Annotated in this window: 25 protein-coding genes; 9 read left to right on the top strand and 16 right to left on the bottom strand. The window is 60.9% G+C overall.

Going from position 1 to position 25,672, the window contains the following annotated elements; all coding sequences use genetic code 11:
- Positions 1–12 precede the first annotated feature (12 nt).
- On the bottom strand, positions 13–708 hold the full coding sequence (locus tag D1222_RS03260; protein WP_119452792.1) for a response regulator transcription factor: 696 nt from the start codon (positions 706–708) through the stop codon (positions 13–15).
- 260 nt (positions 709–968) lie between these two features.
- Between D1222_RS03260 and D1222_RS03255 the strand changes: the two genes are divergently transcribed.
- The 3 genes from D1222_RS03255 (at position 969) to D1222_RS03245 (ending at position 4,088) form a co-directional block, all read left to right on the top strand.
- Positions 969–2,015, top strand: coding sequence for an acyltransferase family protein (locus D1222_RS03255; protein WP_119452791.1), 1,047 nt, complete (start codon positions 969–971; stop codon positions 2,013–2,015).
- 212 nt (positions 2,016–2,227) lie between these two features.
- Positions 2,228–3,490, top strand: coding sequence for an MFS transporter (locus tag D1222_RS03250; RefSeq protein WP_233348488.1), 1,263 nt, complete (start codon positions 2,228–2,230; stop codon positions 3,488–3,490).
- A 94-nt stretch (positions 3,491–3,584) separates the two neighbouring features.
- Positions 3,585–4,088, top strand: a complete 504-nt coding sequence (locus D1222_RS03245; protein ID WP_119452790.1) for a YybH family protein — start codon at positions 3,585–3,587, stop codon at positions 4,086–4,088.
- A 279-nt stretch (positions 4,089–4,367) separates the two neighbouring features.
- Here D1222_RS03245 and D1222_RS03240 read toward each other — a convergent pair whose 3' ends face one another.
- Positions 4,368–4,754 carry a hypothetical protein gene (locus tag D1222_RS03240; RefSeq protein ID WP_119452789.1) on the bottom strand — a complete coding sequence of 129 codons (387 nt, stop codon included), beginning with the start codon at positions 4,752–4,754 and terminating at the stop codon, positions 4,368–4,370.
- Positions 4,754–7,096: a UvrD-helicase domain-containing protein gene (locus tag D1222_RS03235; protein WP_119452788.1), complete on the bottom strand. Its 2,343-nt coding sequence runs from the start codon at positions 7,094–7,096 to the stop codon at positions 4,754–4,756. Before D1222_RS03235 ends, D1222_RS03240 begins: the two co-directional genes overlap by 1 nt.
- 114 nt (positions 7,097–7,210) lie before the next feature.
- On the opposite strand from D1222_RS03235, the gene D1222_RS03230 reads away from it, so the two are divergent.
- Together D1222_RS03230 and D1222_RS03225 are read left to right on the top strand one after the other, a co-directional pair.
- The gene (locus D1222_RS03230) at positions 7,211–9,007 is read left to right on the top strand and encodes an AsmA family protein (RefSeq protein ID WP_119452787.1); all 1,797 of its coding nucleotides are present in this window, start codon (positions 7,211–7,213) and stop codon (positions 9,005–9,007) included.
- Positions 9,008–9,094: 87 nt separating this feature from the next.
- Positions 9,095–9,709 (top strand): hypothetical protein, encoded by a 615-nt coding sequence (locus D1222_RS03225; protein ID WP_147371805.1) that lies wholly within the window; start codon positions 9,095–9,097, stop codon positions 9,707–9,709.
- Here D1222_RS03225 and D1222_RS03220 read toward each other — a convergent pair.
- Positions 9,706–10,245: a DUF3833 domain-containing protein gene (locus tag D1222_RS03220; RefSeq protein WP_119452785.1), complete on the bottom strand. Its 540-nt coding sequence runs from the start codon at positions 10,243–10,245 to the stop codon at positions 9,706–9,708. The genes D1222_RS03225 and D1222_RS03220 overlap by 4 nt on opposite strands.
- Before the next feature lie 145 nt (positions 10,246–10,390).
- Between D1222_RS03220 and D1222_RS03215 the strand changes: the two genes are divergently transcribed.
- A complete protein-coding gene (locus D1222_RS03215; protein WP_233348486.1) occupies positions 10,391–10,942 on the top strand; it encodes a DUF4287 domain-containing protein in 552 nt (183 codons plus the stop codon).
- A 174-nt stretch (positions 10,943–11,116) separates the two neighbouring features.
- Here D1222_RS03215 and D1222_RS03210 read toward each other — a convergent pair whose 3' ends face one another.
- Positions 11,117–11,929, bottom strand: a complete 813-nt coding sequence (locus tag D1222_RS03210) for an enoyl-CoA hydratase/isomerase family protein (RefSeq protein ID WP_119452784.1) — start codon at positions 11,927–11,929, stop codon at positions 11,117–11,119.
- A gap of 171 nt (positions 11,930–12,100) precedes the next feature.
- Here D1222_RS03210 and D1222_RS03205 point away from each other — a divergent pair, with 171 nt between their 5' ends.
- A complete protein-coding gene (locus D1222_RS03205) occupies positions 12,101–12,274 on the top strand; it encodes a YqaE/Pmp3 family membrane protein (protein WP_119452783.1) in 174 nt (57 codons plus the stop codon).
- A gap of 81 nt (positions 12,275–12,355) precedes the next feature.
- Here D1222_RS03205 and D1222_RS03200 read toward each other — a convergent pair whose 3' ends face one another.
- Positions 12,356–13,468 (bottom strand): NADH:flavin oxidoreductase, encoded by a 1,113-nt coding sequence (locus D1222_RS03200; RefSeq protein WP_119452782.1) that lies wholly within the window; start codon positions 13,466–13,468, stop codon positions 12,356–12,358.
- A gap of 152 nt (positions 13,469–13,620) precedes the next feature.
- Here D1222_RS03200 and D1222_RS03195 point away from each other — a divergent pair, with 152 nt between their 5' ends.
- Positions 13,621–14,640 (top strand): hypothetical protein, encoded by a 1,020-nt coding sequence (locus D1222_RS03195; RefSeq protein ID WP_147371804.1) that lies wholly within the window; start codon positions 13,621–13,623, stop codon positions 14,638–14,640.
- Positions 14,641–14,798: 158 nt separating this feature from the next.
- Here D1222_RS03195 and D1222_RS03190 read toward each other — a convergent pair whose 3' ends face one another.
- The 9 genes from D1222_RS03190 to fumC all read right to left on the bottom strand — a co-directional run bounded on the left by D1222_RS03190 (position 14,799) and on the right by fumC (position 22,056).
- On the bottom strand, positions 14,799–14,975 hold the full coding sequence (locus tag D1222_RS03190; protein ID WP_119452780.1) for a DUF4169 family protein: 177 nt from the start codon (positions 14,973–14,975) through the stop codon (positions 14,799–14,801).
- Positions 14,972–15,571: a GNAT family N-acetyltransferase gene (locus D1222_RS03185; RefSeq protein ID WP_119452779.1), complete on the bottom strand. Its 600-nt coding sequence runs from the start codon at positions 15,569–15,571 to the stop codon at positions 14,972–14,974. The genes D1222_RS03190 and D1222_RS03185 overlap by 4 nt, the downstream gene beginning before the upstream one ends.
- A 4-nt stretch (positions 15,572–15,575) precedes the next feature.
- Complete coding sequence (locus tag D1222_RS03180) at positions 15,576–15,872, bottom strand: aspartate decarboxylase (RefSeq protein ID WP_119380427.1); 297 nt, start codon at positions 15,870–15,872, stop codon at positions 15,576–15,578.
- A gap of 77 nt (positions 15,873–15,949) precedes the next feature.
- A complete protein-coding gene (locus D1222_RS03175; protein ID WP_119452778.1) occupies positions 15,950–17,104 on the bottom strand; it encodes a hypothetical protein in 1,155 nt (384 codons plus the stop codon).
- Positions 17,105–17,235: 131 nt separating this feature from the next.
- Entirely contained in the window at positions 17,236–18,876 is a 1,641-nt protein-coding gene (locus D1222_RS03170) for a SulP family inorganic anion transporter (RefSeq protein WP_119452777.1), read from the bottom strand.
- Between the two features lie 110 nt (positions 18,877–18,986).
- On the bottom strand, positions 18,987–19,796 hold the full coding sequence (locus tag D1222_RS03165) for an SDR family oxidoreductase (RefSeq protein WP_119452776.1): 810 nt from the start codon (positions 19,794–19,796) through the stop codon (positions 18,987–18,989).
- A gap of 71 nt (positions 19,797–19,867) precedes the next feature.
- On the bottom strand, positions 19,868–20,170 hold the full coding sequence (locus D1222_RS15945; protein WP_119452775.1) for a CcdB family protein: 303 nt from the start codon (positions 20,168–20,170) through the stop codon (positions 19,868–19,870).
- Positions 20,170–20,610, bottom strand: coding sequence for a type II toxin-antitoxin system CcdA family antitoxin (locus D1222_RS03155; RefSeq protein ID WP_119452774.1), 441 nt, complete (start codon positions 20,608–20,610; stop codon positions 20,170–20,172). The genes D1222_RS15945 and D1222_RS03155 overlap by 1 nt, the downstream gene beginning before the upstream one ends.
- 36 nt (positions 20,611–20,646) lie before the next feature.
- On the bottom strand, positions 20,647–22,056 hold the full coding sequence (gene fumC, locus D1222_RS03150; RefSeq protein WP_119452773.1) for a class II fumarate hydratase: 1,410 nt from the start codon (positions 22,054–22,056) through the stop codon (positions 20,647–20,649).
- A gap of 168 nt (positions 22,057–22,224) precedes the next feature.
- Here fumC and hemH point away from each other — a divergent pair, with 168 nt between their 5' ends.
- The gene (hemH, locus tag D1222_RS03145) at positions 22,225–23,271 is read left to right on the top strand and encodes a ferrochelatase (protein WP_119452772.1); all 1,047 of its coding nucleotides are present in this window, start codon (positions 22,225–22,227) and stop codon (positions 23,269–23,271) included.
- A gap of 61 nt (positions 23,272–23,332) precedes the next feature.
- Here hemH and D1222_RS03140 read toward each other — a convergent pair whose 3' ends face one another.
- Positions 23,333–25,621: a TonB-dependent receptor gene (locus D1222_RS03140; RefSeq protein WP_119452771.1), complete on the bottom strand. Its 2,289-nt coding sequence runs from the start codon at positions 25,619–25,621 to the stop codon at positions 23,333–23,335.
- Positions 25,622–25,672: the final 51 nt, after the last annotated feature.

Here is a 25,672-nt window from a genome sequence, read left to right as displayed (position 1 = left end):
GCCCGTCCGGGCTCAGCTTTCGTTGTAGCGGTAGCCGACGCCGTAAAGGGTCTCGATGGCATCGAATTCGCCGTCCACTTCGCGGAATTTCTTGCGCAGACGCTTGATGTGGCTGTCGATAGTGCGGTCGTCGACATAGATCTGGTCGTCATAGGCCGCATCCATCAGCTGGTCGCGGCTTTTGACATAGCCGGGGCGCTGGGCCAGCGACTGCAGGATCAGGAATTCGGTGACCGTCAGGCGGACCGGCTCGCCATCCCATGAACAGGCATGGCGGTTCGGGTCCAGCGTCAGGCAGCCGCGAACGATCGGCTTCTGATCACCGTCCTCGACCTGTCCTTCGGTCGTGCGCGAGCGGCGCAGAACGGCCTTTACGCGCTCTGACAGGAGGCGGTTGGAGCAGGGTTTGCGGACAAAATCGTCGGCGCCGATATTGAAGCCGATTACTTCGTCGATCTCTTCATCCTTGGAGGTCAGGAAGATGACCGGCAGCTCTGAGTTCTGGCGCAGCCGCCGCAGCAGCTCCATGCCGTCCATCTTCGGCATCTTCACATCGAGGATAGCGAGATCCGGCGGCGTTTCGGTCAGCCCCGACAGCGCAGACAGGCCGTCATGATAGGTTTTGACGTCGTAGCCCTCGGCTTCGAAGAACATTTTAAGCGAGGCGACAATGTTCTCGTCGTCGTCCACCAATGCCAGCGTTGTCATCTTAGCCTCCTCTCAACCCATTCCGGCTATACGTTTTACAAGCCGAGGATTTCTGTCCGGCGTTGAACCACGGTTCGCGCCATCGAGGAAGCCCCCGGCCCGCCGCCAAGAGACCCCCGGCCTGTGGCAAGGCTTGGAAGGCTCTGGGGCAATTTGGGGGCATGTGGCGGCAGGGGCTGCCACAATTCGGGACGGCATATCCTGAAAAGTGAGCACAGATCTTGCAACTCGCCTGACAGGCTAGTCTTGAGAGACGAAAAATGACCAAGAACCGCATTGATTGGGTCGATTACGGCAAGGGTATCTGCATCATCCTCGTGGTGATGATGCATTCGACGCTGAATTATGGCGAGATGGTCGGGGGCACCGGCTGGATGCACGACGTCGTCGCCTTCGCCAAGCCCTTCAGAATGCCGGACTTTTTCCTGATCGCAGGTCTTTTCCTGTCGCGCTCCATCAATGGGCCGCTGGTCGACTATATTGACCGCAAGGTCGTCCATTTTGCCTATTTCTACCTGCTCTGGCTGGGTCTTCAGACGGTCGCTTTCGAGGCTGACCTTCTCCTGTCGGACCCGGCCGACGTCGCCCTTATCTTTTTGAAACAGCTGATTTTCCCGGCCTCCAGCCTCTGGTTCATTCACCAGCTTCTCTTCTTCTACGTGGTCACCCGCCTCATCGCCCGCGTGCCTGTGCTGGCTGTCTTCGCGGTCGCTGCGCTGGCCCATGTCGCCTTCTATGCAGGCTGGATCGCGCCGTCCTGGTCGGTGACCGAGCGGTTTGCCAATTGGTACGTCTTCTTCTTCGCGGGCTATGCCTTCGCGCCGCTTGTCTTCCGCCTCGCAGTTGCTGTGCGCGGACATGGCATGGTGGCCGTTTCAGCGCTTGCTGTCTGGGCGATCTGGAACGCGCAGCTTGTCAGCGTTGGCCTTGGTGACGCGCCAGTGATCAGCCTTGTCCTTGGTTTTGCAGGCGCTTTTGCCATTGTCAGCGTTGCCTCGCTGCTCGCCCGCTTCGATGTCGGCAATGCGATCCGCTATGCTGGCAAGCACTCGATCGTCATCTATCTGACCTTCTTCATTCCGATGAAGGTGGCCCAGAAAGGTCTCGCCATGACCGGGCTTATCCCGGATGTGGGCTGGGCCTCGCTGTCGATCCTGGTCTTCGCGCTGGCTGCGCCGCTTGCCTTCCACTTCGTGGTCCGCAAGACGCCGCTCGCCTTCCTCTATGAGCGTCCGGCCATGTTCCGGATCAACAATGCGAAGACGCCGCGCCCGGCAAAGGAAACCATCGGGCCGGTGGAAGCCTGAGGGAAACCACCGCGCCATACCGTCGGATCGTGGGGTTTCCATCCTGCAAAACCCATGGTGCAGTGACGGTGTACTGGCGGTGTTTCTGAATAGTGTTCCGAAGCGACTACCAACAGTTTCTGTGGAAATCAGAAGTGACGCCCTCTCGCAGCGATAGCTGACGTGGGCGTCACCTTTGCTTCGCCAGAGACTTGCTATACCTCTCGCCCGGCATGGGTGCTTCACCTCCTCCTTCGTCCGGGCAGACGCCCGAGACACCAGACGCAGCCGCCCCGGCTGAGCGGCGTCTCTCTTCAACAGAGCTGCTTCTCCTGACGCTGGCCTCTGCCGTGGTGACAGCGAATGCCTATTACATTCACCCAATCATCTCAGAGGTCGCGCGCGGCTTTGAGGTGAGAGACGCGGTGATCGGCATTGTGCCGGGCGCCAACCAGCTCGCCCTGGCGCTGGGCGTGTTCCTGCTTCTGCCGCTGGGCGACCGGGTCTCTAACCGCAAGCTGGTGACCATCACGGTGGCCGGGCAGTTCCTGTCGATCACCGGCATGGCCTTCGCGACCGATTTCAGGCTGTTCACGCTGGCCTCGACCATTCTCGGCTTCTTCACGATCGCGCCATACCTCCTGCCAGCCTATGCCTCAAAACGGGTCGATCCGGGGCAGCTTGGCGCGGTGACGGCGATGCTGACGACCGGCGTCATTGGCGGCATTCTCGTCGCTCGCGCCGGGGCCGGCATCGTGGCTGAGACCTTTGGCTGGCGCACCGTCTACTATATCGCGTCCAGCTTCATGCTGATCGTCTCGATCCTGCTTCCCTTCATCATGGATGAGCGCGAGGCAGGTAGCGACGACGCGCCAAAGCAGAGCTATCTCAGCCTTCTTTTCTCCATGGTCGCGCTGGTGAAGCGCTATCCGGAGATCATCATCTCCGGCGCCATGCAGGGGCTTGGTTTTGGCGTCTTCCTGTCTGTCTGGATGGGGCTTGGCCTGCACCTGCCGGACATGGGCTATGGCGTCGATGTGGTCGGCTATCTCGCCGCCTTTGCTGGCTTCAACCTGTTCACGACGCCGGCGCTCGGGCGATGGGCTGACAGGGTCGGGCCCTACAAGGCTCGCATCGTTGCGGCGGCCGTCAATTTCGTCGCGGTCTGCCTGCTCTGGCCGCTCGGCTACAATCTCTGGCTGCTCATCATTCCCGTCGTTCTGATGACGCTTCTCGGACCGCTGGTCGATATCTGTAACCGGATGACATTCCTCTCTCTCGAGAAAAATATCCGCACCCGGCTCATGACCATCTATATTGTGATGATGTTCATTGGCGGCGGCATTTCGAGTTCTGCAGGCACCGCCGTCTATGACTATGCAGGCTGGGCCGGGAATGCGGTTCTCGCCATGTGCATGTCGGGCGGCCTGTTTACGCTGGCCATCATTTCGTGGCGTGTGTTTGGGAGGAAGATTGATGGGGCGCCTGCCGGGTAAAGGCCTGCTGAAGGGCGGACTTGCCAGTCCGGCGCGTATCTTGCTTTGGGAGTGGCAGCGCGCCAGTGCGAAGGCGCTTTGACGAGGGATCACTATGCGACACGCCGCTTTCACTGCGATCATGTTCACCGCTGCCATTGCAGGCTGCCAGACTCTGCCGGAAGAGCTCGGGCCGCAGGATTATAGCGCCATTGAAGCAGCCTCTGCCGACTGGGTTGCGGCTTATAATGCAAATGACTGGGAGCTGCTCGCCTCCTACTTCACCTCAGACGCGATCCTGATGCCGCCAAACGGCCCTGCCGTGACCGGACGTGACAACATCGCGGCATGGGAAGCCGAGAATGAGACAGGCTACCGTATCGCGCTCGATATCGAAAACATCGGCGGCAGCGGCGACACCGCCTATGTGCGCGGGCGCTCCTGCGTCTTCGTTCCGCTGGATGAGGGCGAATACGGCGTCGATGCAGGCAAATTCCTCGAAGTGCGCAAGCTTCAGGAAGACGGCGCCTGGCTGGTCGATGTCGACATCTTCAATTCTGACACGCCTGAAGAAGCTGGCCTGCAGGCAACCTGTCCGTTCGCGGATGGGTGGGAGTAGGGCGGGCTAAGTTCGCTGGCAGCCGCGCCGTTTTCAAAAATACCGGATAACCTCAAGGGTCGTCACGCCCGATGGGCGTTAGCCCATCTGGGTGTCCACCTCCGGATAGTGAAACTGGCGCATGGGGTTACGGCGGAAGCTGGACCCTCAGACGGCTGCGCCGTCGAGGGTGACGCGTCGCTGGCGCGTAGCGCTCCCCCCGGCACTTGGTGATCTCTCTTCAGGCGGTCCACCATGGACCCCTGTCTTCACAGGGGTCTTCGGAAACGAGCTGTTGAACTAGCGTTCAAGGTACCAGACGAAGCACATTGCCGCGTTGAGATTGCCCCCAGCTTTCTCGTATTCGCGCACTGCGGGGAAGGTGCGCCCTTCCCTGAACCAACTGTCTTTCGAGTAAATTGCATGGAATTGTGCAAGCGTACGGCGCGCTGCTTCATCCGGGTCTACTTCAGTTCCAAATTGGTCAACTTCTATCCAGTAGATCTCGCAAGTTGCGTCCGGAAGTCTGAATTGAAGCTGACCTCCAAGGCTTTTCAGTCCTGCAACACGAGCAGCTTCTATCACTTCTGGTATGTCATCCGGATGCCAAGCATATTCCAGTCCTCGAAGACTGGATTTCTCGAGGATTGCCTTCGGCAGCGATTGTTCGGCACGGCGTCCGGCCATCAAACCCCGGTCACGAAGGTCGAGATGACCTTCTTGAGGCCGACATTCTTGAAGTTGACCTGTAGCTTGGTGCCGTCGGCGGCGAGGACCTGGCCGTAGCCGAACTTTTCGTGGTGGACGCGTTGGCCGATCTTGAAGCCGGACTTGCCGGAGCTGGTTGCGATGAGTTCTGCCTTGCCATCGATGACGGGGCCGGTCTTTGAGCCTTTGCCGGCATTTTCCTTGAGGCGGCGCCAGCCCGGGGAGGTGTAGTTGGAGCGCTCTCCCAGATCCTCAATCGTGCCCTGGAAACCCTGATCGGCGCCGGGCATGGTGGAATAGCCGGTTTCGCTGCTTGCCTCGACGTTGTCATGCGGGAGTTCGTCGACAAAGCGCGATGGCAGGACCGACTGCCAGCGCCCGAAGATCATGCGGTTGGCGACAAAGCTGATCGCGCATTTTTCGCGTGCGCGGGTGATGCCGACATAGGCGAGGCGGCGTTCTTCCTCGAGGCCCTTCATGCCGGACTCGTCCAGAGAGCGGCGGGACGGGAAGACTTCCTCTTCCCAGCCGGGCAGGAAGACCATCGGCCATTCAAGACCCTTGGCGGCGTGGAGGGTGAGGATCTGGACCTCATTGCCAGACGATTGCCCGCCGACATCCATGACGAGTTCGACGTGTTCGAGGAAGCCGGCGAGGCTGTCGAACTGGCCGAGGGCGTGGATCAGTTCCTTGAGGTTATCGAGGCGTGTCTGCGACTGCGGGGAGCGGTCCTTCTGCAGCATGTCGGTATAGCCGCTCTCGTCCAGGATAACCTGCGCGAGTTCATGATGCGGCATGCCGTTATTGAGCCGGTCGCGCCAGAGATTGATCTGGTCGATGAAAGTGGTGAGGCCGCGCTTGGCCGGGCCTTTGACTTCATCGGTCTGCAGCACCATCGGCACGAGGGTAAAGAGCGAGCGGCCATCGGCGCGGGCAAAGGTCTGCAGCTTCTGGATCGTGGTGGCGCCGACGCCGCGTTTTGGCTGGTTCACGACACGCTCAAAGGCGAGGTCGTCATCGGGGCTGCGCACGAGGCGGAGATAGGCGAGCGCATCGCGGATCTCGGCGCGCTCAAAAAAGCGCGGGCCGCCGATCACGCGGTAGGGGATGCCCAACATGATCAGGCGTTCTTCGAAGAGCCGCATCTGCCATGAGGCACGAACGAGGATGGCGCAGTCTTCATACTGGCCGCCCTTGTTGATGTAGCTTTCGATGTCATCGCAGATGAGGCGGGCCTCGGCCTCGCCGTCCCAGAGGCCGCGCACCTGGACTTTCTCTGCGTCCGGATTGCCCTGTTCGCCGTCACCGACATAGAGCGTCTTGCCGAGCCGGCCCTTGTTGAAGTCGATAACGGAAGAGGCGGCAGCGAGGATGTGCTTGGTGGAGCGGTAATTACGCTCCAGCCGGATGACCTTGGCGCCCGGAAAGTCCTTCTCGAAGCGCAGGATGTTGTCGACCTCAGCGCCGCGCCAGCCATAGATCGACTGGTCGTCATCGCCAACGCAGCAGATATTGTTCGAGCCGCGCGCGAGCAGACGAAGCCAGAGATACTGGGCGACGTTTGTGTCCTGATACTCGTCCACCAGGATGTATTTGAAGCGCTGGTGATAGTCCGCCAGCAGGTCGGGATTCTTCTGGAAGATGGTGATGTTGTGGATCAGCAGGTCGCCGAAGTCGCAGGCGTTCAGGACCTTCAGGCGGTTCTGATAGGTCTCATAAAGTTGGATCGCCTTGCCGTCGGCAAACTGCCAGGCTTCGTCCTTGGGCACCTTGGCCGGGGTGAGCGCGCGGTTCTTCCAGCCATCGATGAGGCTGGAGAGGTGGCGCGGGGTCCAGCGTTTGGTGTCGATATTCTCTGCCTCGATCACCTGTTTGCAGAGGCGGATGACGTCGTCTGTATCGAGGATGGTGAAGCTGGACTTCAGGCCCGCAAGCTCTGCGTGGCGGCGGAGAATCTGGGCCGAGATCGAGTGAAAGGTGCCAAGCCAGCGAAGGCCTTCGCCTGCATCGCCGATGAGCTTCAGCGCGCGCTCACGCATTTCGCGGGCGGCCTTGTTGGTGAAGGTCACCGTCAGCGTCTGGCTGGGCCAGGCAAGTTTGGAGGCGATGATATGGGCAAGGCGGGTCGTCAGCACGCGCGTCTTGCCAGTGCCGGCGCCTGCAAGCACGAGGAGCGGGCCCTCTGTCGTCTCGACCGCATCGCGCTGTTCGGGGTTCAGGCCGTCCAGATAATTGGCGTTCGTGTCTGGCACGGGCGCACGGGCAGCGGCCATTTCCGAGATAGATGGGCGGCGATTCGGGCTGGAACTCATGGAGAACATATAGCAGGGATTGGCCCCAATGGCAGGGGCCGACTGTGCCCTTTGCTGAGCGGCATCAGAGCGAAATCGGCAGGCTGTCTGCGAACCGGTGCCTGCGCGGCGCGTTAGGGCTTGATGACGTCCGGACTCAAACGATCCTTCAAGATTGCCGGGTGGGTAATTGGCATCGTGCTGCTCGCCTTCCTGCTCTTCCTGCTCGCGATGACGCAGCCGCGTTTTGGCACGCCTGTGGCCAACGCATTGCTTGGCGCGTTCGGGCCGGATGGATCACGCGTCGGAACTGCGCATACGCGGTTTCCAGCGGTGTTGGTGGTTGAGGGTGAAGGCCTCGTCGTGCCCGGCCGGGTGAGCGCCGAGCGGATCGAGGCGCAAGTCAATCTGTTTGGCTTCCTGCCATTCGTCAGCTGGCTGTCCTATCTCGAGGCAGAGAATGGCTCTGTCCGAATTGAGGATAGTGGCGAGAGCGATGGCGACGGGCCGGGGCTGAAATCTGCGCGCCGTATCGTCGACAAGGTGTCGCTCACCTCCGTGACCATGCAGGTGGTGCGCCCTGACGAGACGCGCGATGTCGAGATCGAGACCGCGCGCGGGTCGCTGCGGTCTGGCGCATTCATGCTGGAGGCGCGCGGCGCAGGCTCTCGTCTCAGCTTTGATGGGCGCACGTCTGACGCGTTCAGTGAGCTGGATGGCGGACTGCGGCTGCGCGGTGAGAACTTTGCAGATGTCGCGGATCTTGTCGGTCTCGCGGCGCCGGATACGCCGCCTTACGATATGCGCCTCACCGTCGATATCGGGCCGGAGCGCTGGACGCTGAATGTCGACCCGGAAACGCGGATCGGCGATAGCGACCTTTACGGTGAGATCAATGTGATGCCGGGGGGCGAGGTGCCTGTGGTGAATGCAGAGCTTACCTCTGCCGCGCTCGACGCCGATGACCTCGCCATCGTGTTCGGTATCCCGATTGGCGTCGGTGAAGGCGAGACGAGCGGCACGCGGGCGAAAGCGGCGCGCGCGGCTTTTGAGCAAAGCGGGCGGCTTATCCCGGATGTCGAGATCGACTTTGCAAGGCTGGATGCTGTCGATGGCAGTGTCAGCTATACGGCCGAGACAGTGACCGACTCCTTGTTCGACATTGAGGGGCTTGGTCTCGATGTCGAGATTGAGGGCAGGCTGGTGCGGGCGCCGCGGATACATCTAGACTTCGCACAAGGTGAGTTTCGCGGCTATGCGACGCTCGACGGTACGCAGTCGCCGGCCCATACCGATGCGCGCGGCGAGCTTTCCAATGTTGCCTTCGATAACCTCTCGCTCTCGCCATACCTGCGCGGCGGCGCGGATGGTGAGTTCGAAGTGACCACGGATGGCAATGGCTTCCGCGACGCGGCCGCGACGATGAATGGCACGGTTTCGATCTGGTCGACGGATGCGGACATATTGGCGCTGGCAGCTGAAGGCGCGGCGCTCGACTTTGGAGAGGCGATCACGCTGCTGGGTGAGGCGCCGGGCGACCGGACGTATGTCGATGCGCGGTGCGCGGCGATCGTGGCGAACTTCGAGAATGGCGTCGGCACGCTGTCGCCAGCCGTGGTCGACACTGATGACAGCCTCGTCGTCGTGCGCGGCGATGTGAACCTGTCTAATGAGGCCCTTCGTTTGAGTGTGCGGTCCGAGGCCAAGGATGCCTCGCTGGGTACGCTGATCGGCGATGTCGCGATTGGTGGTACGTTGCGCGATCCCTCAATCCAGCCGTTCAGCGCGGGGACGGTGGCCCAGTTCGGGATTGCAGGTATTCTGGCGTCCGTGAGCGGCGGGCTGGCGGCCCTGCCATTCATCGAGCCCGGCATGGCGCAGGACGCCCCGTGCGGTGAGCTTCTGGCCCGTGCGCAAAGCGCGTCGGCGGAGGCAGAATAGGCCGCTCAAACTGACTTAACGCCTTCTGAATTCCGGCACGGAAATTGCGGATGCCTTGTTCTTTGTGCTGACAGAATGGGGCAAGTCATGGCGAAACCAGAACGGATCGTTTTCGAATATGGGTATGGGGCGAGGATCGCCTCTGTATTCGTGGCACTTCTGATGTGGGCGCTGGTGCTCGCCTCGCTTGCTGGTGCGGTCTATCTTCTGGTTCAGGGCGATGCGCTTGCCGCGACGATTGCCTGCGCGATCGGCCTCGTCCTTGCGCCGCTGACCATTGGCCATCAGCATATGATGCGCCTGAAGCATAAGTGGCACCTGTCGCTGCGCCCCGGCCATGTCATGCTGGTGCTGCCAGCCCACCGCGCCGCCCATCACAAGACAGAAGGCTTCGAAGGCGAGATCAACTATCGCAGCATCAAGGGCATCTGCCGCCGCCGTGAGACCCACAGCGTGCTCGGCCTGCGCATGACGGTAATGGCCTACTGGCTGGAGCTTCAGGACGGCCGGATGATGCTTCTTGGCGAGGACCGTAACCCGGGCGCCCATGAGAATGGCCGCAAGACTGTGGTGGCCCGCGCGAGCGAAGCGGTCAGCCGCACTTCGGGCCTGCCGCTCCGCCGGGCTGAGCCTGCCAATACAGACCGGCGCTTCTTTGGTCTGATCGGCAGCGGCGCCCCTTCCTGGACGCAGGACGCCTAGCCAGGCTTGCGGAAGGCGATGGTGACTTCGCCGATACGCAAGCCAAAACGCGTCACATAGGCCCGGTTCAGCAGCACCCCGTCCTGCAGCAGATACATCCAGTCATCAAAGCCGACATTCCAGGTGCCATCGCCTACCTTGAGGTCGACCCGGTAGGTCCAGTTGAACGCATTGCCGACCGCCTGGCCTTGCGCTGTGCCCGGCACATCATTGGCCGTGCCGCGATAGCGCCCGTCGCCGAGGATATCGATTGTCCAGGTGCGTGTGTCCTGTTCGCCGTCGCTATAGTCAAATTCCTCTACCAGGGTCAGCGTGTCGCCTTCGACAGTGCCGGTAATGTCCACCTTGAATTGACGCCTGATCTTGCCGAACCGGTCCTCGAAGATGCCATACGCCGTTGTCTCGCCGAGGAAGTACTCTTCCAGCCTGAGTGTCTGGTCTGCGCTGGAGAAGTCGTCTAGGGAGTTTGAGACGCAGCCGGAAACGGCAACGCCAGCGGCGAGAATGGCTGGGGCTAGGCGGGCTTTGAAGCGCATGGCAGAGGTCCTTTCTGACCGGTCTACGCATTCTCCTGAACGACGGATCATTGGACCGGCATTCACGCGCCAATCTTGACAGATTCCCATAATGCGGTCTGATAACCTTAACGTGCATGCAGGCTGTGAGTGGGGGGAGCACATCATGGCAAAATCTCAGGACGAAATGCTCGCGGCTCATATCGCCGGCATGGAGGCCAAGACCGGCAAACCGCTGGCGCACTGGGTGAAAGTCGTCCAGTCGAGCGGGCTCGAAAAGCATGGCGATCAGGTCAAGATGCTGAAGGAAAAGCACGGCTTCGGGCACGGCCACGCCAATATGGTCTGTCAGGCCGCAAAGGGCCGATTTGAGGCTGATGAAGGCGACATGCTTTCGGGTCAGTATGAAGGCAAGGAGAGCCTTCGGCCGATCTACGATGCGCTGGAAGCCTATGCGAAGACGCTGGGCGATGATGTTGAGATCTCGCCGAAGAAAACGTCCGTCGCGTTTCGCCGCTCAAAGAACTTCGCGGTCGTCACCCCGGCAACCAAGTCACGTGTGGACCTTGGCCTGAACTTGAAAGGTGAGGACGGCACGCTTCGCCTCGCCGAAGAGAAGCCGGGCAGCATGTGCACCCACAAGATGAAGATCCAGGCGGTCGAAGAGGTCGATGACGAGCTCAAGGCCTGGATGAAAGCGGCATACGAGCGGGCTTAGTGCGCATGTCGCTTGAGCGACCTCGCCCTTCGACAGGCTCAGGGTGAGGTCCTTGGGGGATGCGGCTGCAGCAGTGACCTCATCCTGAGCCTGTCGAAGGATGAAGCGTTGTGGTGCGACGCCCGCGTGGTTCGACTTCGCTCACCATGCGGGCTTGAAGACCTGAGAACCTGCTCAGTCAATCTTCGCCTGTGCCTTGTGGCGTGCCGCCTTGAAGTCTGGGGCGCGTTTTTCGGCGAAGGCGGCGACGGCTTCTTTGTGTTCTGGCAGGGTGTAGCAGACCTCCAGACTTTCATGTTCGCGCGCCTGGATGCGGGCCGTGTCGGTGTCGCAGCTATTGGCGCTGAGAAGCTGTTTGGTCATGCGCAGCATGGGCGATGGATTGGCGGCCATCAGGCCGGCAAGTTCGAGCGCGTCGTCGAGCAGGGTTTCAGGTTCTGAGAGGCGGTCAGCGAGGCCAAGCTCAACGGCCTCAGCGCCTGATACGGGCCGCGCGGTAAGCAGGAGGTCATGTGCCTTGCCCCAGCCGACGCGCTGGACGAGGAAATGCGAGCTCGCGAGTTCCGGCACGATGCCGACGCGTACGAAGACGAGGCCGAACTTCGAGATGGTCGAGGCGACGATCATGTCGAAGGGCAGGATCTGCGTGACGCCGATACCGAAGGCCGGGCCGTTGACGGCGGCGATGCAGGGTTTGGATGAGCGGATCAGAGAGATCCAGTCGATCCCGCCATCGCGCTTGTGCGCCTTGGTCTCTGAGGCATCGATATTGTTCTGGAAGTAGGACATGTCCGCGCCGGCGCAGAAGCCGCGTCCTTCGCCGGTCATGACGATGGCGCCGATGTCTTCATCCTCGTTCGCAGCGGTGATCGCCTTGCCAAGCTCACGGCTCATGTCCGGGGTCCAGGCGTTCAGCTTGTCGGGGCGGTTGAGGGTGATGAGGCAAATATTGCCGCGCGTCTCTACCTTGATCTGTTCGTAATTCATGGCGGTCTCCCTGATTTCTTTTTCTGTCAGGGTGAGGGGTCTGCCGCTGGGGTAGTCACGCGAATTTTTTAGGTGTGGGTCTTCAACGGGTGGAGCCGGAAAATGGTTCGGCTTCGGAACGGCTCCGGGAGGCGGCGCGTTGCAAACATGTACAAAACGAAAGAATTATCGATGTCACTTCTACAGATCATCTTGTCTGTCATCCTCCCGCCCGTCGCTGTCTTCCTCAAGGCAGGTGTCGGAGCGCAGCTCCTTATCAATATCGTGCTGTGCTTCTTCTTCTGGCTGCCAGCCGTGATCCACGCCCTGTGGGTCAACGCCAAGGGCGAGGCCCAGCCGGTCTGATCAGGCGCCAGCTGACGCAATAAAAAAAGGGGCGGACCTTTCACGAGGTCCGCCCTTTCTGCATTCGGGGTTGCGGCACGCCTAGTAGAGCGTCGCCATCGCCTTGGCGTCATAGTCTGCCAGTTCTTCGGTGCGGCCGTCCTTCACCTTGGTGGCCCATTCCGGGTCCTGCAGCAGGGCGCGGCCAACGGCGACGAGGTCAAACTCACCCTTTTCAAGGCGCTCAACGACATCGGTGATCGGGCGGGTCTTGGAGCCTTCGCCGCGCATCGCGCCGGTGAACTCTGACGACAGTCCGACAGAGCCAACCGTGATGGTTGGAAGGCCGGTGAGCTTCTTCGCCCAGCCTGCGGTGTTGAGGCCATTCTCACCATCGACTTCAGGAAATTCTGCTTCCCAGAAACGGCGCTGGCTGGCGTGGAGGATATCGACGCCAGCATCGACGAAGACTTTCAGGAAGGCTTCAAACTCCTGCGGGGTCTCAGCGAGGCGGGCGGCGTAGTCCTGCTGTTTCCATTGCGAGAAGCGCAGGATGATCGGCATATCGGGGCCGACGGCCTTGCGGATTTCAGAGATGATCTCACCGGCAAAGCGGGCGCGTTCCGGCAGACCGCCGCCATACTTGTCCTCACGCTTGTTCATCACGTCCCAGAAGAACTGGTCGATGAGGTAGCCGTGGGCGCCGTGGATTTCGAGCGTGTCGAAGCCGAGGTCCTTTGCGCTTTTCGCGGCATCGGCATAGGCGGCCACCATGTCGGCGACTTCCTCATCGGATGGCTCGTCGAAGATCTGCTTGCCCTTGTGGGTGACGCCGGACGGGCTGTCGGATGGGGCGTCAGGATAGTGGCCGGTGCCGGACTTGCGCAGGAGGCCCTGGTGCCAGATCTGCGGGCCCATCTTGCCGCCTTCGGCGTGGACAGCGTCGATGACTTTCTGCCAGCCAGAAAGAGCTGCATCCGTGTGGAAGAGGGGGTAGTTCGGATTGTCGGATGCGCCCTTGCGGCGTACTAGCGTGCCTTCGGACAGGATAAGGCCAACATCAGCTGCGGCGCGGCGTGCATAGTAAGCAGCGACATCATCGGTCGGCACACCATCCGGGCTGAAGCCGCGGGTCATGGGCGCCATGACGATCCGGTTGTCGAGCTCAAGCGATTTCAGCTTGAAGGGTTCAAACAGGGCGGCGGCTGAGGACATGCGGATACTCCCATTGCAAACGTCTGGTCTGGCAGATGGCGTATGAGGGGGGGAGGTTCAATATTTTTCTTATTGAGAAAGTATTCAGGGTCAGTTCACTTGATGATTGCGAACACTGATGCCAGTCTCGACAGATCAAAGGGGGGCGTGAAATGAAATTAGCATATAGTTTGATAGCTGTTGCAGGACTTGCGGCGTGCGCAACGCCAGGCATCGACTATTCGGCGCGGCTGGTGCCCCCGAACACTGAAGCGGTAGAGACGCGGACCGTAGATGTCGGCCGGTTCAATGGCCCTGCTGGTAACTGGTATGCTGATGAGTTCGAGGCCATGCTGGCCAGCGCGACTTTTGACGGCATGCCCTGGTTCAGCATTGCGCGCTATGGCGACGGTTACGTTCCCGAAGGTCAGCGCGCCGGCATCTATGAAGGCAGCATCAATATCGATGGCTATGACGCTGAAGAATATTCAACGCGCGAGACCGAATGCGTCGAGTGGGATGGCCCGTTCGACTGTGAGCGCCGGGCCGAAGTCGAGAAAGTCTGCCTGCGCGAGACGGTGAACGTGTCGGTGCGGCCGCGTCTGATCGAGTATGGCACCGGGCGCATGATCTATCAGGATACGTTCTTCGGAAGCTCATCGGCAGAGAGCTGCGAGGAAGTCTACATTGTCGGGCGGCGTGGCCGCCGTGGCTATGGCGGCGGCTGGACCTACGGGATGTCGGCAGGCATGCAGCCGCCTCCGGGACTGGTGCGGGACGCGCTGGTGACGACGCTGGGCGATATCAGGAATGAGATTGCGCCGCGCAATGCGGTCATGCGGGCTGTGTTCGTGAAAGATGCAATGGACCCGGTCGTTGCGGCTGATCCGCGCTTTGAAACGGCCGTCGATGCGGGGAACCGTTCACCCGACGCGTCCTGCGCTGTCTGGCAGGACCTGCATGCGCAATACCCTTCGGCGCCTGCGGTGACGCACAATCTTGCGGCCTGTTACGAATCTGCGGCAAATTTCGATGAGGCGCATGCGCTTTATGCGGAAGCTGCGCAGCAGGCGCGCGCCTCAGGCATGCCGGTGGACCGCCAGTACAATGAGTCCCTGTCGCGCCTGTCGGCCTATCGCAATGGGCTGCAGGTGCTGGACCGGTTGACGGGCTATGCGCCCGCCATCAACTAGGTGGGGTGGGCGTCGTTCAGGCGGCGCCCATCAGGAAGCCGATCATGGTTGCCAGCAAAAAGCTGACCGAGACGACGCTGGTGGTAAGCAGGATGCGGGACATGGGCGTGAATTCCTTTCTGGAAGTTAACGACCAGAATTGAACGCCGGTTTGACCGCTACTGTTCCCGCTTCGCGCCGTCGAGGCCCTTACTAGCGCGCTCTTTCTCTGATTTTTGAGCCGTTTTCTCAGCCTTGGTGCGGCCGAACTTCACGCGGTTCTCAGCGGCTTTCTTCTCCGCCTCGGCACGTTGTTTCTGCTTGCGGGCCTTGTTGAGATTGATCGGTGTCGTCATGGCGCCTTGCCTCCATTTGCGAGCCGCGCGTCGAGCCTTTCCCGCACGGCTGGCCATTCCTCTGCAAGGATCGAGAAGACGACGGTATTGCGCAGGAAGCCATCTGGCAGGATGCGGTTGTGACGGAGGACCCCTTCCTGCGTGGCACCCAGCTTCAGCACGGCGCGGCGCGAGCGCGTATTGCGCTCATCGACATGGAAGTAGACGCGGATCGCGCCAGCGTCGAAGGCATTGGCGAGCAGAAGCCGCTTGCAGGCAGGATTGACGACGCCGCCCTGGAACTCTGGCGCGTAGATCGTCATGCCGACCTCGACATTGCGCCAGTCCGCATTCGGGTTGAGGTAGGCCGTCATCCCGGCGAAGCGTCCGTCGGGCATGAGGACCGCAAACGGCCTCAGCGTGCCCGCCTCAGTGCGCTGGCGGATCGTCTTCGTCCAGGGCGTGATCCAGTCGCCCGGCGGGTTGTAGAAAGGCCAGGTGGCGAGGCGCTCACCGGAGCGCTCTGCCATGTCACGCAGCTGGCTCGCATGCACATCAAGATCGAACGGGACGAGCCGGACGTAGTCGTTGGAGTAGGGTGCCTGCGGTAGCTGCACCGGACTAGTCCTGGTGTTGGTCGCGCCACTGTTCCATGGCCAGCGAGATGGCAAAAGTTTCGCGATATTTCGGGCTCGACGCCGGGCGCGGCGCGCGGGCCGAGGTGAGGGCCATGATCTCTGCGAGCTTGTTGTGCGCGGCGCCCGCCTGGCCTGCGCCAATATAGGCGTGCAGTTCGACCAGAGCGGAAGACAGCGGGTCGTGGGCACGGATCACGAAGTAGGGCTCGTCCTCACCAAGCTTGGACAGGACGTCAAATTCGGACGGGTTGGCTTTGGAGCCGACAGGAGCTTTCGACATGGTCAGGCGTGCCTTCTTCGTGATTCGGATTGAAGTCCAGTCCAGCATATCCCATCGCGCGGGGCACGCCCAAGATGTCAGGCCGGGCTTACCAGTTTCAGCTTTTTGAGCATCACCCCGATATTGTTGTGGGTCACGATCCCCTCAACGCGTTCGCCGCCTTTGAGGCGTGTCCCGTCCTCGAGCAGGGAGTTGTCGAGCACGGCGAGGACAGAGGTATAGTTCTCATACCCATCCACGATTTCGACCAGGCAGGCACGGCGCGACAGCACCCGGCGCACGAAACCCTGGCAGGGCTTTTCGCGGGCGCAGACGAGGTAGGCCGGTTCGCGGTCGCCATTCGCGGCCGTTTTCTTGTTAGACGTCATGAATAGGACGTCGTCGCCAGTGTCCGGGAAGCCTTCGCTGCAGAGGCTCACCCGGTTGAAATAGAAGCGCTCACCCAGCTCACTGAGATTGGTTGAGGCGTTTGCGACCCGCTCATCAATGAAGCCAAACCGGTCATTGATCGCGTTCTGTACGGTGCCGATCTGCCAGGCGCGCTGTTTGCGACCATCGCGTATGCCCTTTGCGAGGACGGTCGGCATCTCCTTGCGCGGCGGGCTGAGGAAGGAGCTGAACCTGTCACTGGTGGCGGGGGACACGGCCTCTTCGGCGTCAACATCCAGCTGGGCGTCGCTCTTGTTGCTGACATTCAGGCGGCGACGCTTGCTGAGTGTCTTTTCCTGCAGGCGGACGATTTCGGCGCGGCGACGCTCTTCCCACTGGTCCCAATTGGCGAAGGTGCGTGTCCAGAGCCATCGATGGAGGAGGGCGGCGAGGGCGATGAGCGCGAAAATGATCGCACCCGCGAGCGCCATATCCTCGAATGTAACGCCGAACAGCGCGATGCCCTGGAGGGGGCCATACGTCCGTAGCCAGCCAAGTGCGCTGGCCAGGATTGAGAAGAGCGAGAAGGCCGCGAACTTCTGGTCAAGCAGGGAGGCATGCAACTGAGGGCAGTCGTGGATCTTACGCTTGGCGTCATAGTCCGCCTGCAGCGCGGCGATCCGGGCCGGGCGGGTCCGCTCTTGCCAGCGCCTGACATAGATCGTGGCAATAAAGCCTGCGACGATGACGAGCGTAGCGCCGCCGAGATAGGCGGCAGCCGATGGGTAAGCCTCAATGAGACGGCTGACCTGCCCGGCGAGCGAGCTGATCACATTCAACATCTGCTGCATGAAATCGTTCACGCATGCCCCCCGCTAACCCCGGCGCGTGGCTACCTGCTTAAGGGTTAGGGGCGCGAAACCCAAAGTAAATTCAGGTCTCAGGGGAAAAGTCCCCCGCCCGTTCGCGCGAGGGGGAATGAGGCCGATACAGCCTAGTGCCCGCCGCCGAAGGCGCCGGTGCGAACAGAATAATCCACGGCGACGGCATAGTCCGGGTCATCATCGCTATCGACCATGAGCTGTCCGGCGCGTTTCAGCAGCTTGTGGCAATCGCGCGAGAGGTGGCGCAGGCGGAGCGTCTTGCCGTGAGCTTCATACTTGGCGGCGAGGTCTTCGATGGCCTGCAGGGCAGACTGGTCCACGACGCGCGACCGCATGAAGTCGACGATGACGACGTCCGGGTCGGTTTCCGGGTGGAAGAGCTCAGCAAAGCCATCGGTCGAGCCGAAGAAGAGCGGACCTTCGATTTCATAGACGTGAGCGCCAGGCGTGCGCACTGAGTCGCGCTCAATGATGCGGATGCGGCGGGCATTGTTCCACGCGTAGGCAAGCGCGGAAACGATCACGCCGACGACCACGGCCGTGGCGAGGTCATAGAAAACGGTGACGGTGGTAACGAGCACGATGACGAGCGCATCGGTCAGCGGGATGCGGGTCATGATGCGAAGGCTGTTCCAGGCAAAGGTGCCGATTACGACCATGAACATCACGCCGACCAGCGCGGCCAGCGGGATCTGCTCAATCAGGCTGGAACCGACAAGAATAAAGGCCAGCAGGAAGAGCGCGGCAGAAATGCCCGAAAGGCGCGTGCGACCGCCGGACTTCACATTGATCATTGACTGGCCGATCATGGCGCAGCCGCCCATGCCGCCGAAAAAACCGGTGACGAGGTTGGCCGCGCCTTGCGCGACACATTCCTGGCTCGCGCCGCCACGCTTATTGGTCATTTCACCGACGAGGTTGAGCGTCAGCAGGCTCTCGATGAGGCCGATGGCGGCAAGGATCACCGCATAGGGCAGGATGATTTCGAGCGTTTCGAGGTTCAGCGGCACAGCTGGTATGTGGAAGGCAGGCAGGCCGCCCTCGATCGAGGCCATATCGCCGACGCGCGGCACGTCGAGACCGAAGACGATAACGATGGCGGCGACAATGCCGATGCCGGCGAGCGGAGCCGGGATGACCTTGGTGAACTTGGGCAGGCCCCAGATTATTGCCATCGTAACGCCAACGAGGATCAGCATGAGCGCCAGCGGCCAGCCGCTCATCCATTCTCCGCCAGCCATGCCATGACCGGAAACTTCAGCCGTGCCGGGCACCTGAAACTGGGTCAGCTGGGCAAGGAAGATCACGATGGCGAGGCCATTCACGAAACCGAGCATTACAGGATGGGGCACCAGCCGGATGAATTTGCCGAGTTTGAAGATGCCTGCGCCAAGCTGGAGGATACCCATCAGCACGACCGTGGCGAAGAGATATTCCACGCCGTGCTGGGCGACGAGGGCGACCATCACAACAGCAAGCGCGCCAGTCGCGCCCGAGATCATGCCCGGCCGTCCGCCAATGCAGGCCGTGATGAGGCCGACAATGAAAGCGGCATAGAGGCCGACGAGCGGATGCACGCCAGCGACAAAAGCGAAGGCGACGGCTTCCGGTACCAGAGCGAGAGCTACGGTCAGGCCTGAAAGAAGCTCAATCTTGATCCGGTTCGGCGTGAACTTGGCGAGGTTTTCCTGAGAAAAATTCTGCGCGCCGAGGCGATCTGCGAAAGCAGCGAATGGGGATTTGCTGGTCACGGGCTGGCTCAGTCTGTTGGCGTTTAACGTCAGGCGTCCGTATGACGGTCTTTATATTGCGGCGCAACATGCAGGCCGTCATCGGAGCTGACTTTGGTGCTGCGTGCCGGCTAGCTCGACGAGACGATGCCGCCGTCGCATGGGATGGTGTGACCTGAGATATAGGCGCCCGCGCGTGAGGAGAGGAACATGGCAAGGCCTGCAATGTCCTGCGGCGTGCCGACACGGCCGGATGGGTTACGGTCGCCAATGGCCTGCCAGTCGACGCCTTCAGTCTCACCGCCATAGCCGACACCGGTGGAGAGCATCCATGTCGGGAATGGGCCAGGTGCGATGCCGTTGACGAGGATATGCTCACCGGCGTGGGCCGCGCCCATGAAGCGGGTGAGGTGGATGACGGCAGCTTTGGACGTGCCATAGGCATAGCCGCTCATCGGCGAGGTGTGCATGCCATCAATGGAGGCGATGTTGATGACCCGCGCCGGGTCTTCGGCGCTGGCGGACTTTCTCAGAAGCGGTGCCAGCTTTTGCGTGAGGAAGAAGATGCCCTTCACATTCACGTCCATAACCTTGTCCCAGCCGCTCTCTGGAAAGTCCTCGAACTTCGCGCCCCAGGCAACGCCTGCATTGTTGATGAGGACGTCGACCTTGTCTTCGCGCTTGGCGATCTCGTCAGCGAGGTGCTGGATGCCGACCATCTGGCCGACATCGGACGGGATGGCGTAGATCTCGCCGCCATACTGGTCTTTCAGGCGCTTTACAGTTTCTTCGCAGGCATCGGCCTTGCGCGAGGAGATGATGACCTTGGCGCCATTGGCGAGATAGCCCGCCGCAAGCATCTCACCGATGCCGCGCGATCCACCCGTGATGACCACTGTCTTGCCCTTCACCGAGAAGAGATTGCTGAAATCATTGCTCATGGCGTGTCCTCCGCTTCGTTTGCTTCCTGCGGTTTGGAGGAGGCGTGCGGCGCTGGCAAGAGCAGTGGGCGTCAGTTGCCCGAGAAGAGCCGGGAGAGGGCCCGCTGAATGTCGTATTCGTGATCGATAAGAGACCCGACGCGCCTGCCGATGAGCTGCTTTGGAAATGCCGAAAGCTGGTGTGTCGCCAATATGAAAGACTTATCCCGGACGACTACATCAATCGTGACGGGTGGGATCGGTCGCAGGATTTTGTCAGCGAGAAGGGGCGCAACGAGGACCGCTGGTCCAGTGTCCACACGAGGGTATTGGAGAAGTACGATCAACTGCTCCGGATCGTCACTGATCTCGTGAACTGCGAAGCGTTCATCCATCAGAAAAGCCGGTACTTTTCGTTCCAGAGGCCGTGCTTCTTGTAGTGCTCGTTCCAGCTCTCGATGGCTTCGCGATTTTCTTCCGAGAAGCGTTTCATGCGCTCGGTTTTTACAGCGCGCTCTACAGCTGCACGCGCGATTTCTCCGGCATCGAGGCCGTATGATGCGGCTTCTTCGAGTAGGGCATCGTCAGATGCCCCAAAGTCGAAACGCTTCGACTCCTCCATGACTCCGCGGCGTTCGCCAGCTGCGTTAATACCGAGAAGTTCGGCGGCCGTTACCTCGCCCTCCGTTACGACTTCTATCCGCCGCGCTGTTTCCACAGATGGAGAACTCGACCGTCGTTCCAGCCTGGATATCTGGATTGCGCTCACGCCGACTGCAGCGGCCAATTCGCGCTGCGTCAGTCCCGCTGCAGTACGCCATGTAAGAAGCTCCATGCGATGTAGCTTAGCTTACATGGCGTGTAACAGCAATCACCCCGGCGAGATCATCTTGGATGGGTCGACGATGGCGTCGAAGTCGTCTTCGGGGATGCCGTCCTTGATGGCTTCTTCCTTGAGCGTCGTGCCATTCTTGTGGGCGTTCTTCGCGATCGCCGCGGCGCGGTCATAGCCGTACTTTTCCTTGAGCGGGGTCACCAGCATCAGTGAATTTTTCAGGCCGCGCTCGATATTGTCGAGGCGTGGCTCGATGCCGACGACGCAGTTCTCGGTGAAGGACACGGCCGCGTCTGCCAGAAGGCGAACCGACTGGAGGAAGTTGTAGGCCATCATCGGGTTGAAGACGTTGAGCTCAAAATGGCCCTGGCTGCCGGCAAAGCCGATGGCAGCATTGTTGCCGTGGATATGGGCGCAAACCTGGGTGAGGGCTTCGCACTGGGTCGGGTTGACCTTGCCCGGCATGATGGAGCTGCCCGGCTCATTCTCTGGCAGGGCAAGCTCACCAAGGCCGGAGCGTGGGCCAGAGCCGAGGAAGCGGATGTCATTGGCGATCTTGAAGCAGGACATGGCGACCGTGCTGATCGCGCCATGTGTGAAGACCATTGCGTCATGGGCCGCGAGCGCTTCGAACTTGTTCGGCGCGGTGCGGAAATTGAGGCCGGTGATCTGTGCGATCTTGTCGGCGACCATTGTGTCAAAGCCTTTGGGGGAGGCGAGACCTGTGCCGACAGCGGTGCCGCCCTGCGCAAGCTCCATCAGCTTAGGCAGCGTCATCTCGATGCGCTCGATGCCATTGGCGAGCTGCTGTGCGTAGCCGGAGAATTCCTGGCCGAGCGTGACCGGGGTCGCGTCCTGGGTGTGGGTGCGGCCGATCTTGATGATGTCGGCCCAGGCCTTTGCCTTGTCGTTCAACGCATTGTGAAGCTGTTGTAGCGCCGGGATGAGGCGGTGGGTGACTTCCTCGGCGCAGGCAATGTGCATGGCGGTCGGGAAGGTGTCGTTCGAGGACTGCGACATATTGCAGTGATCGTTCGGGTGGACGGGCGACTTGGAGCCCATCTCTCCGCCGAGGATTTCGATTGCACGGTTCGAGATGACTTCATTGGCGTTCATGTTGGACTGGGTGCCCGACCCGGTCTGCCAGACGACGAGCGGGAAATGCTCATCGAGCTTGCCTTCGATGACTTCGTCGGCGGCCTCAACGATGGCCTTGCCCAGTTTCTCGTCCAGCTTGCCGAGTGCCATATTGGTTTCGGCGGCGGCCTTCTTCACGATGCCGAGCGCACGGACGATCGGAGCAGGCTGCTTTTCCCAACCGATCTTGAAGTTGCCGAGGCTGCGTTCTGCCTGCGCGCCCCAATACTTGTCGCCCGGGACTTCGACAGGTCCCATCGTGTCGCTTTCAGTACGTGGTTTCGGCTGCTTGTCGCCAAAGATGCCCATCGGGTCGGCTCCTGTTCGTGTGTCGGTTGAATCTGTAAGGTCCCGGGCGCTTTAGCATGGCGGCGCGCCAGCGCAAAAGCGCGTTTGCGCGCGCATGTCGCAGTGCGTGGACTTGTCGCCCGGCCTGCTGCCCTATCTATGATGCCATGAGACGCGGAGGGGTATCCGATGGCTGAGACAGACACATTGCTTGCAGGCAAGCCGCCGCACGCGCCGGAGGGGCATCCGAGCGTGACGCAGGGCAAGACTGGCTTGCTGCTGGTCAATCTCGGCACGCCTGATGGCACCGACTACAAGTCGATGCGCCGATACCTGTCTGAATTTCTGTCTGACCGGCGGGTGATCGAAGTGAGCCCGCTGATCTGGCAGCCGATCCTTCAGGGGCCAATCCTGACCTTCCGGCCAAAGAAGTCCGGTGAGGCGTACAAGAAAATCTGGACCGATGAGGGCTCTCCGCTGCTGGTCTACACCAAGCGGCAGGCCGGGAAGTTGAATGCGCGGATTGGCAGTGAGCGATTGATTGTCGATTTTGCGATGACCTATGGCAATCCGTCGATCGCTTCGAAAATCGCTGACATGAAGGCAAAGGGCTGTGACCGGATTGCGGTGATGGCGCTCTATCCGCAGTACTCTGCGACGACGTCGGCCAGTGTCTATGACCGCAGCTTTGATGCGCTGAAAGACATGCGCTGGCAGCCGGCCGTGCGCACGGCCGCGCCTTTCCATGATCACCCCGCCTATATCGAGGCGCTGGCAGCATCGATTTCAGAACATATTGAAGGCCTCGATTTCGAGCCGGACCGTGTGCTGATGAGCTATCACGGCATTCCGAAGGCCTATTTCGAGAAGGGCGACCCGTATCACTGCCACTGTCACAAGACGACGCGTCTGGTGGCCGAGAAGCTTGGTTGGGCGGACGGGTTTGCGATGACCACTTTCCAGAGCCGGTTCGGGCCGACCGAGTGGCTGCAGCCCTATACTGACAAGACGTTGGAAGCGCTGCCGGAGCAGGGCGTTAAGAAGGTGGTGGCGGTGTCGCCAGCCTTTATTTCCGATTGTCTTGAGACGCTCGAAGAGATCGCCATGGAAGGCCGCGACAGCTTCATGGAAGCGGGCGGGACGCATTTCTCGGTGGCGCCGTGCCTCAACGACTCAGAGCGGGCGATTGACCTGCTTGAGACGCTGGCGGAGCGGGAGCTCGCTGGCTGGATCTAGCGCGCAAAGGAAAAGGGCGCGCCTTTCGACGCGCCCTTTAATGATTCTCTGAGCCCGAAGCCTAGAAAGACTTGCGGATGCGTGCGCCGTAAAAGGTTGGCGTGCCTGCGATGAAGGTCGGGATGCCGAAGCCATCGCCGGTATTGCCTGCATCGATGATATAGTCTTCGCCGGTGAGGTTGTTGACGTACGCCTCGACGCCGAAGCCGTTCTCAAGGTCGAGCTGGACGTTGAGATTGACGAGGCCATAGGCTTCCTGGCTGATCAGCTCGCGCTCTGTGTTGTCGAAATAGACCTGCGACTGCCAGGTGTAGCTTGGTACGAGGCTGAGCGTGCCGAAGCCCGCATCCATCAGGAAGATACGGGCCGCGAGGCTGGCCTTGTGGTCTGGCGAGAGACGCAGTTTGTTACCGCCGAACGGGGCGCCCGGCTCATCGTCGAAGCGGGCATAGTTATAGCCATAGCTCGCGATGATGTTGAGCGCGTCGGAGAGGTACCAGTTGGCCTGCGCCTCAAAGCCTTCAGCCGTCGCATCGCCAGCATTGATAGGCTCGATCAGCCCCTGTGCGTTGATCTGCGTCGACTGGAAGTTGTTGTATTCATAGTAGAAGGCCGAAGCTTCGAGGCTGAGGTCACCACCGAGAAGCGAGCTTTTTGCGCCGACTTCATAGGCGTCGACGATCTCTGCATCGAGGATGGCAAAGCCTGCTGCTGGTGCAGATGCTGAAGCCGTGATGACTTCCGGGCGGCGGCCACGGGCATAGTTGGCGAAGAGGTTGACCGAGTCGGTCAGTTCGAACTTCGCCGCGGCGCGCCAGGTGAGGTCATCGAAAGTTTCGCTGCGGGCGATGCGGCCACCCGATGGCTGGACGAAGAGACCAGCACCGGTCAGCGCGCTTGGGCCGTTCAGCAGCTCGACGAGCAAGCCGCTTTCCTTGTCTTCGGTGGTGTAGCGAAGACCGCCGGTGAGCTGCAGGCGGTCGGTCACATCAAATGTGGCGTCCGTAAAGACTTCGAAGGCCTGCGTTTCACCATCATTGACGAAGCGCTCATTATGAATCGGCTTCAGGGGTACGACGACGGTGCCACCAGACTGCTGGAAGACAGTCAGATTGATGCCCGGAAAGGCGCTTGCCGGCGGCGCATTTGGCGGGGTCAGGAAGCCGCCAAGAAGGGCCTGAACGGCACGCTCGTCAAAAGTGAGCGGGACATTCTGCTTGCCGCTCTCATCGAAATAGCTTGCGCCGATAAAGCCGCGAACCCGGCCGCCAGCATCATAGTTTGCGCGCAATTCCTGGCTGAACTGTTCGCCCGACGCGTCCTCGCCGAAGATGAGGAGGTCGAGACCGAAACCGTCCGGATCGAACACTTCGAGGCTGTCGAACTCGCGGTAGCCGGTGATCGAGGACAGCGTGATGTAGTCGGAAACCTGCCAGTCGCCGAGGAGCGTGACGTTGGTTACCTCGCGCTCAAGGCCAAGCGGCTTGCCACCGAGGAAGTTGCCAAAGGTGTTGAGGTTGGCCGGGTCCCATGGCGCGGCTGAGCCGTTTGGCTCTGGCAGGAAAGCCATGGATTTAAAGCTGGTGCCCGATGGGCTGTCTTCCTGATAGTTTGCGATGAGGTCAAAGCGCAGGTCTGCGGTCGGCGTGAAGGCGAGCGAGGCGCGCACGGCCGACATGTCCTGGCTGTTGAAGTCTTCCTCGTCCGGATTGACGCTTTCGACATAGCCATCGCGCTCACGAAGGCGGCCTGCGATGCGGAAGGCAAGCGTGTCTTCGACGATCGGGCCAGTGACGTAGCCGTCGAGATAGACCTCATCATAGTTGCCGATACCGGCGGTGGCCTGACCGGAGAACTCAAATTCCGGCTTGGCCTGAATGACGTTCACGCCGCCGATGAGCGCGCCGCGCCCGAACAGGGTCGGCTGCGGACCTTTGGCAACTTCGACGCGCTCAAGATCGAAGAGCTCAACGACAGAGCCGCGCGAGCGGGAGATTGAAACACCGTCCTGGAAGATCGCGATTCGCGGCTCGATATTCGATTCGCCGCTATCGGAGGTGATGCCGCGGATCACAAAACCCGGATTGTTCGGGCTCTGCTCCTGAACCTCGAAGCCCGGCACGAAGCGGGCGACGTCCGAGAATTCATCGAGGCCGAGATCGTCGAGAAGTTCGCTATCGACAGCGGACACCGCGACCGGCACGTCGCGCAGGTTCTCAGCGCGCTTCTGGACGGTAACGGTCACTGTCGTCTGGCGCAGTTCATCTTCGCTCGTTTCCTGCGCGAGGGCAGGGGCAGCGAAAGACGCGGCGAGGGCAAGCGTTGTCGTGGTGAGGAGGAAGTTTTTCATGGGAGGCTCCGCAATGCAGTTTTCTGCTGGCGAGCCTCCTATTTGTGCTTT

This window comes from Henriciella algicola (genome assembly GCF_003576245.1).
In the GTDB taxonomy this organism is placed as follows: domain Bacteria; phylum Pseudomonadota; class Alphaproteobacteria; order Caulobacterales; family Hyphomonadaceae; genus Henriciella; species Henriciella algicola.
The sequence above is the reverse complement of the archived record's forward strand: the minus strand, read 5'-3'. Positions and strand labels throughout refer to the sequence as shown.

Bases quoted from the DNA above. Each gene is read 5' to 3' on its own strand.
- D1222_RS03260 (WP_119452792.1), bottom strand. From the start codon at position 708: ATGACAACGCTGGCATTGGTGGACGACGACGAGAACATTGTCGCCTCG.
- D1222_RS03255 (WP_119452791.1), top strand. From the start codon at position 969: ATGACCAAGAACCGCATTGATTGGGTCGATTACGGCAAGGGTATCTGC.
- D1222_RS03250 (WP_233348488.1), top strand. From the start codon at position 2,228: ATGGGTGCTTCACCTCCTCCTTCGTCCGGGCAGACGCCCGAGACACCA.
- D1222_RS03245 (WP_119452790.1), top strand. From the start codon at position 3,585: ATGCGACACGCCGCTTTCACTGCGATCATGTTCACCGCTGCCATTGCA.
- D1222_RS03240 (WP_119452789.1), bottom strand. From the start codon at position 4,754: ATGGCCGGACGCCGTGCCGAACAATCGCTGCCGAAGGCAATCCTCGAG.
- D1222_RS03235 (WP_119452788.1), bottom strand. From the start codon at position 7,096: ATGTTCTCCATGAGTTCCAGCCCGAATCGCCGCCCATCTATCTCGGAA.
- D1222_RS03230 (WP_119452787.1), top strand. From the start codon at position 7,211: ATGACGTCCGGACTCAAACGATCCTTCAAGATTGCCGGGTGGGTAATT.
- D1222_RS03225 (WP_147371805.1), top strand. From the start codon at position 9,095: ATGGCGAAACCAGAACGGATCGTTTTCGAATATGGGTATGGGGCGAGG.
- D1222_RS03220 (WP_119452785.1), bottom strand. From the start codon at position 10,245: ATGCGCTTCAAAGCCCGCCTAGCCCCAGCCATTCTCGCCGCTGGCGTT.
- D1222_RS03215 (WP_233348486.1), top strand. From the start codon at position 10,391: ATGGCAAAATCTCAGGACGAAATGCTCGCGGCTCATATCGCCGGCATG.
- D1222_RS03210 (WP_119452784.1), bottom strand. From the start codon at position 11,929: ATGAATTACGAACAGATCAAGGTAGAGACGCGCGGCAATATTTGCCTC.
- D1222_RS03205 (WP_119452783.1), top strand. From the start codon at position 12,101: ATGTCACTTCTACAGATCATCTTGTCTGTCATCCTCCCGCCCGTCGCT.
- D1222_RS03200 (WP_119452782.1), bottom strand. From the start codon at position 13,468: ATGTCCTCAGCCGCCGCCCTGTTTGAACCCTTCAAGCTGAAATCGCTT.
- D1222_RS03195 (WP_147371804.1), top strand. From the start codon at position 13,621: ATGAAATTAGCATATAGTTTGATAGCTGTTGCAGGACTTGCGGCGTGC.
- D1222_RS03190 (WP_119452780.1), bottom strand. From the start codon at position 14,975: ATGACGACACCGATCAATCTCAACAAGGCCCGCAAGCAGAAACAACGT.
- D1222_RS03180 (WP_119380427.1), bottom strand. From the start codon at position 15,872: ATGTCGAAAGCTCCTGTCGGCTCCAAAGCCAACCCGTCCGAATTTGAC.
- D1222_RS03165 (WP_119452776.1), bottom strand. From the start codon at position 19,796: ATGAGCAATGATTTCAGCAATCTCTTCTCGGTGAAGGGCAAGACAGTG.
- D1222_RS15945 (WP_119452775.1), bottom strand. From the start codon at position 20,170: ATGGATGAACGCTTCGCAGTTCACGAGATCAGTGACGATCCGGAGCAG.
- D1222_RS03155 (WP_119452774.1), bottom strand. From the start codon at position 20,610: ATGGAGCTTCTTACATGGCGTACTGCAGCGGGACTGACGCAGCGCGAA.
- fumC (WP_119452773.1), bottom strand. From the start codon at position 22,056: ATGGGCATCTTTGGCGACAAGCAGCCGAAACCACGTACTGAAAGCGAC.
- hemH (WP_119452772.1), top strand. From the start codon at position 22,225: ATGGCTGAGACAGACACATTGCTTGCAGGCAAGCCGCCGCACGCGCCG.
- D1222_RS03140 (WP_119452771.1), bottom strand. From the start codon at position 25,621: ATGAAAAACTTCCTCCTCACCACGACAACGCTTGCCCTCGCCGCGTCT.